Source organism: Sorangium sp. So ce321, from assembly GCF_051530195.1.
Lineage (GTDB): Bacteria > Myxococcota_A > Polyangia > Polyangiales > Polyangiaceae > Sorangium.
Genome location: NZ_CP150329.1, coordinates 4,672,229 through 4,686,023, shown reverse-complemented (window position 1 = coordinate 4,686,023; position 13,795 = coordinate 4,672,229). Strand labels below are relative to the sequence as shown.

The following is a 13,795-nucleotide window of genomic DNA, read 5'->3' as shown; positions in this document are numbered from 1 at the left end:
GACGTGCAGCGTGTCGTCGACCTCCCTGAACGGGGCAGACTGATCGTCGCCACCGACTTTCAGGGCAATGTCGCGGATTTCGAGCAGATCGCCGAGGTCTTCGAGCAGGCGGCGGCCGGCCGTGACGGCGCGGTGCTCGTGATCACGGGCGACCTGGTCCACGGCCCGGAGCTCGACGAGAACGAATGGCCTGATTACCTGGGTTCGTTCTACCGGGGCGACTCCGTGACCTTGTTGAAAAGGGCGAGGAGCCTCGCGGATCGGCACCCTGGCAGGGTCCACTACCTGCTCGGCAACCACGAGCACGCGCACGTGGGCGGCCCCGTGGTGGCGAAGTTCTTCCCGGACGAGGCGCAGCGGCTCGAGGAGCTGCTCGGCCCGGAGGACACGCTGGCGATGCGGAGCTGGTTCCGCGGGTGGCCGTTCGTCGCGGTCGCGCACACGGCCCGGATGGTCATGCTCCACGCCGCGCCGCACGCGCGCATCCAGAGCCGAGACGATCTGGACCGGCTCCCGCTCGACGGGTTCCTCGACGTGCCGCTCACGGAGATGAGCCTGCAGGGGACGCTCGGCGCGCTGCTCTGGGCGCGGACCACCTCGAGCGAGCGCGCCTACGCCTTCCTGCGCGCGCTCGACCCGGACGCTTGCGTGGCCGTCTACGGGCACGACGTCGCGCGCGCGGGGTACGCGAGCGAGCGCGAGCCGCTGCTCTGCCTCTCGACGAGCTTCGGCTGCTACGACGGCGACAAGCTCTACCTGGAGTGGGATCTCGCCGAGCCCGCGGAGAGCGCGGCCGACGTCGCGTGGAGCGGGCTCCGGTCGCTGTATCCCGGGGCGCCACGCGTCCACAGCGGCCCCTGAGCGCCGCGCGGCGCGCGTGGCGCGAGCGTCGCCGCGGCGGATCGCTCCGCGGCGACGCTCACCCCTGAGCGGCGCTCACGCAGCAGAGCCGGGCGCGATCTGGGCGGGCGGCGCGGGGGGCTTCGGCGCCGCGTTCGTCTCGCGGCGCTGCGCGAGGATGCCGACCAGCGCGAGGAGCAGGAGGAGGAGCTGGGCGGCCAGCGTCTCCACGGTCGGGAAGATGCCGAGGGCGGGCACGCCGCGGAAGGGCAGCGCGTGGACAGGCACCTTGCCGGCCATCTGGAGCGCCGCGACGCCCTGCCCCGCGAAGATGACCGCGAGCGTGTAGAGGAGGTAGCTGGAGATGCGGAAGAAGACCTGCGGGGGAGCGAACCTGCCCGCGCGCGTGTAGGCCGTGACGACCACCACGAGCACCACCGCGCCCGCCGCGGCCCCGACGAGCGCCGCGGTCGCGGAGGCGTTCGACGCGAGCAGGGCCTGGTAGAACAGCACCGTCTCGAACGCCTCACGGTACGCCGCGAGCAGCGAGACGGCGAAGAGCGAGAGCGCCGCGCGGCGCGGCGAGATCTGCTCCTTCAGGAACTTCATCCAGCGGGCTACCTCGCGCTTCGCGAGCAGCGAGTAGCTCACGTAGAACAGCACCGCCGTCGCGAGGAGCGCCGTCACCCCCTCGATGAGCTCGCGCTGGGCCCCCGAGATCGCGATGATGCGGGCGGAGGCGATCCACGTGAGGACGCCGAGCCCGAGCGCCGTGATCCAGCCGAGGTGCACGAAGCGCCGCCGGTCCGCGAGCCCCGCCTGGCCGGCGAGGCCGAGGAGCGCGGCGATGAGGAGCGCGGCCTCGACCCCCTCGCGCAGGATGATGCCGGCGCTCGAGAGGACGGTCGAGGCGAAGCCCTTCGGCGCCGAGGTGGGCGAGAGGAGCGCCTCGGCGCGGCCGACGTCGCGCAGCAGCGCGTCCATCGCGGCGCCGAGGTCGGCGGGGGACGCGCCTCGCTCGAGGTCGCCGCGGAGCTCCATGCTGCGGGCCTCGAGCGCGGCGGCGAGCGAGGCGTCGGCGGCGCGGAGCGGGGCCTCGATCGGCTCGATCCCCTCGAGGTACGCGTCGATGAGGTGCCCGCGGGCCGCGTCGCGATCGCCCCGCGCGATCGCCTGGCGCGCGCGCTCGAGCTTCACGCGGACGAGGCCGAGCGGGGTGCGGGCGGCCCGATCCTCGTACGGGGCGCGGAGGCGCAGATCGGCGAGCACCGCGGCCTCGGCGTCGGCCTGGACGCCGGCGCTCCGGAGCTCGGCGCGCAGATCGGCGTCCGTGCGCGCCGAGAGCTCGGCGAGCGTGTAGGCCGGCGCGGCGCCGGCCGGCGCCGGCGCGACGCCCGCGTGCCGCAGGCCCGTGACGAAGAAGGCGAGATCCCAGCGGTCGGCGTCGGAGAAGAACGTGAACGGGACCATCGCCGTCCCGTCGACGCCGAAGCGGATCGTGCTCACGACGCGGTACGGAGCGATCGCCTCGCCGCGCTCGGGGTCGTGGAAGTTCACAGGGCGGGGCGTGAACGTGGCCGCGCGCGCGGTGTCCGCGTGCCCTGTCTCGCCGTGGCACGTCGCGCAATGCTCCCGGTAGAGGCTCTTGCCCCGCTCCGCGTTCGGCGCGGCGCGCGGCGCCTCCTCGATCTGGAAGGCGCCGATGAGCTCGGCCCGCAGGCCCGTGATCAGGGCGGACACGTCCGCCGGCGGCGCCTTCTGGTCGAGCAGCTCGCGGAGCTTCGCGAGGCGAGCCGGGAGATCGAACTGACGATCCGGCGGGATCGCTGGCTGGATGCGCGCCGCGATCTTCGCGCCGTCCGCGGCCAGCGAGAGCTGCTCGGCGTACTCGGCAGGCACCGTGACGACCCCGTTCGCGACGGAGCCCCCGTAATCGGCGCCGATGTAACCGAGGATGTGCACGAGCCGCTGCGCCTCGATCTCGGGCGGGTCGCCCTGATCCGCGCGGGCGAGCGGAGCGCCCAGCAGCACGGCAGCCAGGCAGAGGAGAGCGAGCATCCGCTGGCCGCGCGTGAAGTTGATAGTCATATTCAGAAATTACGTGGACTGGATGCGGGGATCAAGGCGAAGGGCGGCGCCAGGGTGTTCGATCACGAGCGACCCGCCCGGTGGTGAGCGCTAGCGATCGAGCTCCTCGAGGAGGGCCGCGACCCCCTCGTCGATCTCGGCGTCGTCGAGGTACGGCGCCGGGCCGATCCGGAGCACGTCGCGCCGCGCGTCGACGAGCACGCGCCTGGCCCGGAGGCGCTGCACGACGTCGCCCGCACGAGCGGAGCGGACGGCGACGAAGCCGCCGCGCCGCTCGGGCTCGCGCGGCGAGACGACGTCGGCGCCGCGCCCGGCGGCGTCGAGGCGGTCGAGGATGCGCCCGGTCTGCCGGAGCGAGATCGCGCGCAGCCGCGGGACGGTGAGGCCGAAGCGATCCCAGTGCTCGAGCACCGCGGCGGCGCGGTAGAGCGCGGAGGGGTCGAACGTGGAGCCCGCGAAGCGCGCGCCCCCGGGCGCGTACGCGACGCCGCCGCCGCTGCCCGCGAGCGAGCCGAAGTCGGCGAACCACCCGGTGAAGACAGGGCGCAGCTCGCAGCCGCGCGGGACGCGCATCCAGCAGATCCCCTCGCCCATCGCCGCGTACTTGTAGCCGCCGGCGACCGCGAAGACGTGAGGCGACGCGCCGCCCCACGCGATCGGGACCACGTTGAAGGCGTGGTAGGCGTCCACGAGCGGGACGGCGCCGATCTCGACCGCGCGCGCGACGATCTCCTCGAGCCGCGGCACCACCGTCGCGCTCTCGAAGAGCACGGCCGAGACCGCGAGCATCGAGGTGCCGGGCTGGAGCGCGGCGAGCAGCCGATCGGCGAGCGCGGCGCGCGGCTCGACGCTCACCCACTCGACCTCGACGCCGTCCTCGGCGAGGCGCGCGAGCTGGCGCCTGAGCGAGTGGAACTCGCCCTGGGTGGTGACGATCCGCAGCCGCTCGCGCCGGGGCAACGCCGTGATCAGCCGGTAGACGAGCTCGTGCGTGTTCTGGCCGAAGGCGATGGAGTCGCCGCGCTCGAAGCCCATCCGCTCCAGGATCGCCTCGCCGACCGCCGAGAGCATGGGCAGCACCGCGGCGTCCCACTTGTCGTCGACGAGGCGCGCGGCGTCGTCGAAGCACGCGACGAGCGCGTCGCGCGCCGCATCGGGCCATGCCTGGTGCGAATGGCCCGTGAGCAGGATGGGCGGCCGCGCGTCCCCCGCGGGCGGCGCGAGGAAGCGCGAGTACGCCGCGCGGAACGCGCCGAGGTCGAACGAGAAGCCCTGTTCCACGTCTCCTTGCATTCCAGCTCTTCGGCTGCAGCGCCGCGCGACGTACGCGCGAGGCGGCGGGGACGCCGACGCGCCCCCGCTTAACCCACTTCCAGGTTCACTTCCACCCGATCGAAGCGTGAGATTCCGCGCGAGAGGTGCGCGGATTGCGTCCTCGGCGAGCGCGAAGCACGACCGGAGCGCTCCGCCGCGCACCGACGGCCCAGGCGGCCGGACGCGAGAGCAGCGATCGCGCCGGAGCCGCCGATCGCGCCTGAGCGCGCCTGAGCGCGCCTGAAATCAACCGACAACGGCGCTGGCCCCCTCGGCCCTGTCCACAACGTGGTCACCGGGCGAGGCCCGATCGCGCTCGTGGGAGGCGCGCGCGCCCCCGGCGCTTCCGATCATCGTAGGGGGAGGTAGCTCTCCCGGTGCCGGGCGGAGCGGCGCGAGCGGCGGACGGAGGTGGGAGGTTCCATGACGCGCGAGGATTGCTGCGGCGTGGGCGGTGGGCCAGCGCGCCGTCGCGCTAGACTGCGCAACCTGCCGATGCGACCCCGCGCGGAATACCTCGAAGGGCTCGTCGATCTCACGTCCCACGACGACCCGAACGTCCGGCGCGCGCTGTTCCGGCAGACCGTCGCGTCGATCGCCCTCATCGATGCGCTCGACGGCTCGACCCCGCTCGACTCGCTGAGCCCGGATGGACTGCTGCGCAGCGTCCAGACCGCGATGGCCGACGGGCTGCTCGACGACCTGAGCTGGCTCGCGCCCGCCGCCGCGAGCGTGGCGCTCTACGAGATCGCCGGAGCGCTCCCGCACGGGCCCGAGCGGCGCGAGCTCGGCCGGCGCGTGCTCGGCCAGCTCTACGCCGGCAACGCGGCGACGTTCGTCGCGCTCGCCACGCGCATGGCCGCCGGCTCGGCCCGCGGCCTCTCCGGGGCGGGGATCCGCGCGCGCGTCATGCTCTCGCTCTGGCTCCCCGCCGGCACCGACATCCCTGTCGATCCGCTCGCGCTCCTGCTCGCGTCGCGGCGCGAGCTGTCGCGCGACTGGATCGCGGCGCCCTCGACCGGCTCGCTCTCCGATCGGCGCCTCGCGGCGCGCCTCCTCGAGCGCGCCGCCCGCGAGGCGACCCGCAGGGCCATGCAAGGAGACGACCTGCCGCTCCGGCTGTTCCGCAACGTCAGCGAGGGGCGCCGGCGCGATCTCGACCGCAGCGCCGACGGGATCGCGCTCGCGTGGCAGACGCTGCTCGCCGACCGCGAGCCGCTCGTCTGGCGCCACGTCGCCGCGGCGCGAGGCCTGCTCGCGGGGGTGCTGCCCGACTTCGCCGACGAGGTGCGCGCGCTGCTCGCCCAGGATCTCTCGCCTACCGAGTGGCGGCGCGGCGCCGCGTCGCTCGCCGCCAGCGTCGCCGTCGATCCGGACGGCGCGCTCGGCCGCGCCGTCGAGCTGCTGCGGAGCCCGCTGCTCGCGGCGGACCCGGGCATCGCCACGGCGATGGCGTGGGGGCTGCCCATCGCGGCCGACGCGGAGCCAGAGGCCGCCGACGCGCTGCTCGACGAGATCGCGCGCGCGTCGCCGATGTCGACGGCCGAGGCGATCGTCGAGCTGCGGCGCGAGCTCCGCGGCGCGACGAGCCGCGGCGAGCCGCTGGGCGCCCGCGCGGCGGCGCGGTGCGCGCGCGCCCTCGGGGACGCGCTCGATGCGCCGCCGAGCGCGCACCTGCGCGACGACGGCCTCGCGGCGCTCGCGCGCGTCGTCCACCGCGACCTCTCGATGGATGGCGCCGGCGTCGCGCTGCTGCGCGGCGCGCTCGACGGCGCCGTCGCCGCGTTCGTCGAGACCGGGCCACGCGAGGCGCACGGCCGCGCGCTCGAGGCGTACGCGCTGGCGGCGGAGGTCGTGGGCGCGCTCGAGGAGATCGAGCTCTCCGAGCTCGACGACGCGCAGAGCACCGCCGCGCGGAGGGCGGCGGTGGGGCTCGTGCGCGAGGTCGACGCCGAGCTGCTCGGCTCCGGGGTGCTGAAGAGCCTGCTGCTCCTGAACCGCCGGCCGAGCGAGGACTCGACCGGGGTAGCTTCATTGGACGATCTCGACGAGCGGCTCGCCCGCTGGCTGCTCCGCGCGGAAGGGCCCGCCGCGCGCGCGGGCGGGTCGCCGCCCCAGCACGTGACCGTGCACCAGCGCAACCTCCGCGCGCTCATCCACCTGATCGACGGCGAGAGCACCGATTTCGGCGGCGAGCCCGAGCTCAAGGCGCGCGTCCTCGCCCGCTGGACCGGCGCCATCAGCGTGCTGCTCGACCGGCTGCGCGCCGACCGCGGCTCGTCGCTCCGCCGCGCCATCGCCGCGTCCGTCGCCCGCGGCCTCGACGCGCTCGTGCGCGAGGGGGCGGCCGACGCGGCCGACATCTTCCTGCACGCGGCGATGCGCGGCGGCGACCCCGACGACCTGGAGGTGCTCGGTCAGGCCAGCATGCACCCGGACGTCGCCCAGCTGCTGCGCGCCTACGCGCGGTTCGCGCGCGGCGGGCGCGAAGGCGGCCCGCGCGGCGGGCGGGCGCCCGACAGCGACGCCGCGGTGTCGGTCCGGTCGACGCGGCAGGGGTCCCTGGACGCGGAGCTCGCCGAGGCCGAGCGCGCGCGCGCGGCGCTCGAGCGCATCGCCGCGCTCGACGCGCTCGTCACGGCGCTGCCCGCGGGCGCGTCGCAGCGCACCGAGATCGTGCGCGGCGCGCTCGCACGCCTGGCGCGCGCGCTCGGGGCGGTGAACACGGCCGGCGCGCTCAGCGCGCTGACCGCGGCGGGCGACGGCGACGCCAACGCCTCGCCGCTCAGCGCCCTCGAGGACGCCCTGGCGCGGCTCGCGCAGCTGACCGCCGGCGCCCGCCGACGCTGCGGGGAGCACCCCGCCTCCGCGCCCTCCGGCGCGACCGAGCCGCTGCGCCTCGCCATCGAGGTCGCGCTTCAGGAGGAGGACGCGGAGCCGAGCACCGCCGCGCCGGTCGAGGCGCTCGTCTCGGCCGTGCGCGCGAGCATCCCGGCCGCGCTCGCCGATGTGGTCGCCCTCGTCGTCCCGCGCGCCATGCGGCTCCCCGTCCGGCGCCCGAGCGCGCCAGGCAGCGTCGCGCTGCCCGAGCAGCCGCTGCCCGCATGGCTGCCGAGCCGGCGCACGCTCGGCGGCTTCTACGTGCACCGGCAGCTCGGCGGCGGCTCGCTGGGGACGGTGTTCGTCGTCACCCGCACCGAGGAGCGGCACGATCCAGCGGCGGAGCGCTTCGCGCTGAAGGTGCCGGAGTACGATCACACAGCGGCCCGGAGCGTCTCGGAGGCCGACTTCCTCCGCCTGTTCCGGGAGGAGGCGGGCGCGCTCCTCTCGCTGCCCGATCACCCGAACATCGCCCGCTTCGTCACCTTCGACGCGGGGGCGCGCCCCAAGCCGATCCTCGTGATGGAGCTCATCGAGGGCATCCGCTGCGACAAGCTGCTCGACGCTCGAGGCCTCACCTCGCGCACCGCGGTGGCGCTGCTCGACGGCATCCTCGCCGGGCTCGAAGCGATGCACGCCGTCGGCGTCGGGCACCTGGACATCAAGCCCACCAACGTGATCCTGCGCGGGGGGCGCGAGCCCGTGCTCGTCGACTTCGGCCTGGCGGGCCGCCACATCCGCCCCGGCTGCGCCACCGGCTGCTACGGCGCCCCGGAGATCTGGGGCGTCGTTCCGCCCGGGGTCACCGCTACCCCGCTCACGGCCGACATCTACAGCTTCGGCTGCCTCGCCTACGAGATCCTCACCGGCAGGACGCTGTTCGACGCGCCCACCGAGGTCGCGCTCATCACGGCGCACGTCACGCACGACGGGCTCCCCGCGCCCGTCAAGCGCCTCGCCGACGATCCGAGGACCGCTGATATCGCGGCGTTCGTGTACGCCTGTCTACGACACAGTCCTCGGGACCGCGCGACAGCCTCGTCGCTGCGCGAGATGCTGCTCCGCATCACCGGCCAGCTCGCCGATCTCAGATGGCCGCTCGACGACGGGCGGTCTGTGCGGCACAACGCCGTTGCACCACGGAAAAATCATACAGGAAATTCCTGACTCGATTTTCCTCTGAATTCTCTCGGCTCCGGGCGGGCTTTAAGCAGTAGGCTCTTTCTTGGCGGCGCGTTCGGGGGGGCCGCGTATCAGGCCGCCATGGCCCCCGGGTCAGCGCTGCTCGATTCCCATCGACGTCCCGGCGCACCCCGGCGGCCAACCTATCTCGAGCGCGGCGGGCGCGGCTGAGCGCTGGAGTCGCACCGGGCGATGTTCTAAGGGCGGCGTCGTTGAGCTCTGCGCCGGAACCGCCTCACGACGAAGCCGAGCTCCGCTCCAGGGCGGAAGCGCTGACGGGCATGACGCTCGCCGATCTCGCGCGCGCGCTCCGGCGCGCGGTGCCCCGGGGCGGCGTGCGCACCAAGGGGGCGGCCGGCGCGCTCGTCGAGCGCGCGCTCGGCGCGACGGCCGGCTCGACGTCGAGGCCCGATTTCCCCCACCTGGGAATCGAGCTCAAGACGATCCCCGTCGACGTGGCCGGGGCGCCGCAGGAGTCGACGTTCGTCTGCTCGATCTCCCTGTCGGACGCCGATCGCGCGGAGTGGGAGACGTCGCGCGCTCGCGCGAAGCTCGCGCGCGTGCTCTGGGTCCCGATCGTCGCCGCGCCGGGTCGGCCGAGCGAGGAGCGGCGGCTCGGCGCCCCGCGGCTCTGGCGGCCGACGGAGGCGCAGGAGCGCATCCTGCGCGCCGATTTCGAGGACCTCATGGGGCTCATCGGCATCGGCGCCGTCGAGGCGCTCACCGCGCACGCGGGGCGCTGGCTCCAGGTGCGACCGAAGGCCGCGAGCGGGCGCTCGCGGACGCTGGCGTTCGGGCGCGATGGGGAGCTCATCGCCGCGATGCCGCGCGGCTTCTACCTGCGCCCCAGCTTCACCGGCGCCATCCTTGGCGATCCGGCCGCGGTTCCGGCGTGATCGGGACGCGGGCGCGCGGACTCACCGCGCGTCACTTGCAGGGGACGACCTTCTTGGTGCCGTCCGGCATCGTCGCGAAGCACGTCTCCATCGAGAGATCGCTGTTCACGGTCGCGGCCGGCGCGACGGTGCGCGGCGGATCCGGATCATCGACGGGGGCCGCCCCTGTCCTCCCCGTCTGGCGCCCGCGCGCTGGCCCGCGGGGCGGCTTGCTCGGCCCGGCGCTCGCGGCCGCCGTCCCCGCTGCAGCCGGTCCGGTCCCGCCGTCCGCGGCCGGCTCGCTCGAGCTGACGCCCGCGTCGGCAGCGCCCGCATCCGCTGCGCCCGCGTCCGCCGCGGTCCCCGGGTCGCCCGCGGGCACGACCTTCGGGGTCGCCACCGCGGTGTCCGGCGCCTGGGGCGGCGGCGCCACCTGGTCGACGGGAACCGCTGGTTCGCTTGGCGACGACGCGACCGGCGGCGTGGTCGCCTCGCCTTCCCCGATGGCGAACCGGCCGCGCTGGAACTGGAGCGCACCCCACGCGCCCACGGCGACAGCGACAGCCCCCACGACCACATAGAGCAGCGGGCGCCCGCGGCGCGGGGCCTCCTCCGACGGCGGCGCGGAGCCCGCGGTGCGCGAGCCCTTGTCGCTCACCGACGGGCCGCCGCTGCTCGTGCGCGACGCGCGGGACGTGGTCCTCGACATGGCCGCGCGCGACGCCGGTGGCGGCAGGTCGAGCTCCGCGGCGTGCAGGCGGAGGATCCCCGCGATGGTCGTGCGCGTGCCCGGCGCGGCGTACGGCGCGAGCGCCTGCACGAACTCCGCGATCGACTGGTAGCGATCCTCGGGCTCGCGCGCGATCGACTTCTCGATCACCTCGACGAGGCCATCGGGCACCTCGGGGCGGAGGTCCTGGAGCGGCTCGGGCGGCGACGTGTAGATCTTCGCGCACAGCTCCGGGAAGCTGTCGGCGACGTACGGTGGCCTGCCGCCGATGATCTCGAAGAGGCACACGCCGAGCGCATAGATGTCCGTGCGGGGATCGACGCTCTTCGAAGAGCGCATCTGCTCGGGCGACATGTACAGCGCCGAGCCGAGGATCGTGGTCGTCTGCGTGAGCGAGACGTTGCCCGTGTCGCCGGTGAGGATCTTCGAGACGCCGAAGTCGAGCACCTTGATGAGCGGAGCGCCGTCGGGGCGCTTCGTCAGGAACAGGTTCGCCGGCTTCAGATCGCGGTGGACGATCCCGAGCGCGTGCGCCTCCGCAAGCGCCTCGCACGCCTGGGCGATGTGATCGATGCACTCGCCGATCGCGAGCGTGCCCGCCTCGGCGGCGTGGCACGCGAGGTCATCGCCGTCGAGCAGCTCCATGACCATGTACGGCTCGCCGCTCTCCAGGGCGGCGACGTCGAGCACGCGAACGACGTGGGGCGTCTGCAGCTTGGCGACGGTGCGCGCCTCGCGCATGAAGCGCTCCGCCGCCTCGGTGTACGACATGAACTCCGGCAGCAGGAACTTGATCGCGACGCGCGTATCGAGATCGAGGTGCAGCGCCTCCACCACGAGGCCCATGCCCCCACGGCCGATCGTGCGCTCGACGCGGTACTTGCGCGCAATGACGGTGCCAGGCGCGATCGTGTAGACGTTGTCAGCCCTGGGTTCCCCCGCGCCGAGCGGAAACGCAGCCGTCTCCGGGCCGACCGATTCTTCTCCTTCGGTCGAGTCCGGCTCACCAGAGGAGCGCGCCATCGAGCTTAGGTATACACGTCGCGCTTCTCCGAAGCGATTCCCCTCACGTCGCAGGAATGCAAAGAGCTGCGAAAAAACACCGCCTGGGTGGGATGAAAGCGCGGGAGAGGCGCAAGCGAGCTCCACTTGAAGCCAGCCTGCGCTCATGGTGCACTGCCGGCGCAGCGCCTCTGCGCTCGGCCAGGGCCGCATTCGGCCGTCCCGCTCCTCGGGAGAGGCCCAGACGCCGACCCCGCGCCGCGCCGGTCCGCGCGGCGCTGGTTGGCAGCGGGCTCAGCGGGTGCGCGCTGGCGGGGTCCTGGAGCGGCGCATGTTCGCCGTCGAGGAGGTCCGGTGCGGCCCCTCGGTGCCGTGCGCCGGAGTCTGCCGCGTCGCCTTGAGGTTGCCGACGTCGGCCTCGATCTCGACGCCGAGCGCGCGGCACCGCCGGATGAGGCGCTCCAGATCGACCCCCGCCTCGATCAGCAAGCCCGAGGGGGGCGACGGATCGACGAACATCTCGGCGGCCGGCCTCCGGGTGCGGAGCAGCTCGCGGATCTCGGGATCCTCGATCCAGAGGAAGCCCGAGGCGCCGACGAAGCTCGCCTTGCCGATCACGACGCTCGCCTGGATCAGCATGCGCGAGATCGTGTCCGGCAGCGGCGCGACCGCCTCGATGCGCGCGCGCAGGGCGTCGCTGTCGAGGCCCACCGACAGCGCGCGCGCGATCGACGGCGGCGTGAGCAGGAGATCGACATGATCGCCGATGCGGCCGATCTCGGCGAACGCCGAGAGCCCGAGCACGGCCGAGACCTTGGCACCCGTGCCGACGCGCAGCGCGTGGGCCTCCACGAACTTGCTCTTGCCGTTGTCCGAGCTTGGCGCGGAGCCCGCGAGCAGCGCCCGCCCGCGCGGCGTCAGCCGGAGCGCCAGATCTGCGCTGGTCGCGTCCTCGGCCCCGCCGAGATCGATGATCCCGAGCGCCGGCAGCGACTCCAGCGCGATCCGCCGCGTGATCTCGGGGATCTCCGGCGCCTCGACCGTGGCGCGCTCGGCCCAGCGGCGGACCAGCCGCTCGACGCCAGCGATCCGCTCGTCGGCCGCGAGGTAGCCCTGCAGCGACTGCCAGGGGACCCAGCGGCCCTCGCCGAGGTCGTGCAGCGCGTCGAGCACCATCTCGCGCAGCGCGCTGATCGGGCTCGCGTCGCGGTTGTCCGACGCGACGCGGAGCACCTCCCGCTCGGCGCGCGCCTCGTCCCACGCGCCGCCGCGGCGCCACGTCGTGAACAGGAGCGGCGTCAGGTCCTGCACCTGGAGCGAGCCGGGCGGCGTGGCCGGCGAGGCGGCCGACGCGTCCCAGAGCCCGACGGCGCGCGACAGCGCGGCGACGAGCGCGACGCTCTCGACGTCGCGCCCGAAGCGCTGCGCGAGCCGGACGAGCAGCGACCGCGGCGTCCCGACGCCGGGGCGCACGTCGCTGCCCGGCTCGCGCACGCAGTACGCGAGCGCCAGCGAGAGCATCCCCGGATCCGAGGCGAAGCGAGCGCGCCGCGGCGCGTGGTCCTCCTCGATGACGAACGAGCGGATCTGCTCGCGCCGCTTCTCGCGCATCCGGCGGCGATCCGCGCCGACGATGGCGGCCACCTCGGTCGGCACGACGTGCCGGTTCGGGTGGATCGGAATGAGGAAGGCACGGCGCTCGAGCGCGAAGCCCGCCCCGCGGCGGCTCGCCGTCACCCCGCTCGCGCTGCGGAGGCGCATCGGCTCCCGCTCCAGATCGAGCAGCTCCTGCGTGTCGACCTCGCCGCCAACGGACTCGATGGCCTCGAGCAGACGACGCTCGACGGGCGCCAGGCGATCGATCTCCTCGCGCAGCTTCTCCGGCTCGCTCAGCGTCTCCCACGCGACCTCGAGCGATAGCGCGATGGGCGGCGTGGCCGGGCGGCCGAGGTAATGCGTCGCGATCGCGCTCATCGTCTCGAAGGGCGCCTGCGCGAGCAGCGCCCGGATCGCCCGCGGATCCTCGCTCTCCCAGCTCTTCAGCTGGACGAGGAACGCCGCCGGGAGCACGAGCTCGATGCCCTCGTCCGTCTTGCGCGCGTAGACGACGCCGCGGGCGATGAGCGGCTCGAGCCCGGCCGGGAGCGAGGGGACCACGAGCACGCCACCCGCCTCGGCGATGCGGTGGAGCAGCTCGCGGCTGGCGGTCGGGAGCCGCGACGGGTCGCGCACGTCGGGGAGGCCGACGAGCGCGCGCGCCGCCTGAGACGGGGCGTCGATGCGCTTCGCTGCGTCGATGCGGATCCCCATCCGCGTGATGAGGCCCTTGAGCTCCGACTCGGGAAGCGCACGGAGGATGGCGTCGAGCCGCCTCGGCGACTCGTCGAGCTCAGCCTCGTCACTGCTCGCCATGCCTCCGGATTCGCGCGTCACCCGACCTAGCTCCTCATCTGCAGGATGCCCCCGCCCCGAATGTCGTCCGTTGGTCGTGGTCATGTTCTCGACCTATCTCCCGGATATCCAATGACCCACGTGAACCAGCGGAATAGCCAGTCTCCTAACGTACACCAGGATGCTCGTCCAGCTTCAAGAAATCGAGCACTTTCCTCCTCCGTTCTCATTTTCGTTCACGGCCATCGCGACGCTTCGCCTGCACCTCGCTGTATCGACGTGTCTTCTTCATTGGCCCACTCGCGCTGCTCGCGTTGCTCGCTGCGCGCTCCGTGCGTGCTTCCGTGCGCGCGCCACGCGCCACGCGCCCCCCTCGGCCACTCGGCCACTCGGCCACACGACGCGCAGGCGCACGCACGCGCACGCACGCGCTCGCCATGCACCGGCATGGCTCGCCTGCGTCGGCACGTTCGCGGTGATGCGGCGCGGGAGG

7 protein-coding genes are annotated in these 13,795 nt (G+C 74.1%); 3 read left to right on the top strand and 4 right to left on the bottom strand.

Going from position 1 to position 13,795, the window contains the following annotated elements:
- Window positions 1-3 precede the first annotated feature (3 nt).
- Complete coding sequence (locus WME89_RS17815) at window positions 4-861, top strand: metallophosphoesterase (RefSeq protein ID WP_438010318.1); 858 nt, start codon at window positions 4-6, stop codon at window positions 859-861.
- A gap of 75 nt (window positions 862-936) precedes the next feature.
- Here the strand turns inward: WME89_RS17815 and WME89_RS17810 are convergent, their stop codons facing one another.
- Window positions 937-2,928, bottom strand: coding sequence for an FTR1 family protein (locus tag WME89_RS17810; protein WP_438010317.1), 1,992 nt, complete (start codon window positions 2,926-2,928; stop codon window positions 937-939).
- Between the two features lie 90 nt (window positions 2,929-3,018).
- Window positions 3,019-4,209, bottom strand: coding sequence for an aminotransferase class V-fold PLP-dependent enzyme (locus WME89_RS17805; RefSeq protein WP_438010316.1), 1,191 nt, complete (start codon window positions 4,207-4,209; stop codon window positions 3,019-3,021).
- A 528-nt stretch (window positions 4,210-4,737) separates the two neighbouring features.
- On the opposite strand from WME89_RS17805, the gene WME89_RS17800 reads away from it, so the two are divergent.
- Both WME89_RS17800 and mutH read left to right on the top strand, forming a co-directional pair.
- Complete coding sequence (locus tag WME89_RS17800) at window positions 4,738-8,289, top strand: protein kinase domain-containing protein (RefSeq protein ID WP_438010315.1); 3,552 nt, start codon at window positions 4,738-4,740, stop codon at window positions 8,287-8,289.
- Window positions 8,290-8,516: 227 nt separating this feature from the next.
- On the top strand, window positions 8,517-9,200 hold the full coding sequence (gene mutH, locus WME89_RS17795; RefSeq protein WP_438010314.1) for a DNA mismatch repair endonuclease MutH: 684 nt from the start codon (window positions 8,517-8,519) through the stop codon (window positions 9,198-9,200).
- Between the two features lie 31 nt (window positions 9,201-9,231).
- Here the strand turns inward: mutH and WME89_RS17790 are convergent, their stop codons facing one another.
- Window positions 9,232-10,932: a serine/threonine protein kinase gene (locus WME89_RS17790; RefSeq protein ID WP_438010313.1), complete on the bottom strand. Its 1,701-nt coding sequence runs from the start codon at window positions 10,930-10,932 to the stop codon at window positions 9,232-9,234.
- Between the two features lie 273 nt (window positions 10,933-11,205).
- Window positions 11,206-13,344, bottom strand: a complete 2,139-nt coding sequence (locus WME89_RS17785) for a hypothetical protein (protein WP_438010312.1) — start codon at window positions 13,342-13,344, stop codon at window positions 11,206-11,208.
- Window positions 13,345-13,795 lie beyond the last annotated feature (451 nt).

Bases quoted from the DNA above. Each gene is read 5' to 3' on its own strand.
- WME89_RS17810 (WP_438010317.1), bottom strand. From the start codon at position 2,928: ATGACTATCAACTTCACGCGCGGCCAGCGGATGCTCGCTCTCCTCTGC.
- WME89_RS17800 (WP_438010315.1), top strand. From the start codon at position 4,738: ATGCGACCCCGCGCGGAATACCTCGAAGGGCTCGTCGATCTCACGTCC.
- WME89_RS17790 (WP_438010313.1), bottom strand. From the start codon at position 10,932: ATGGCGCGCTCCTCTGGTGAGCCGGACTCGACCGAAGGAGAAGAATCG.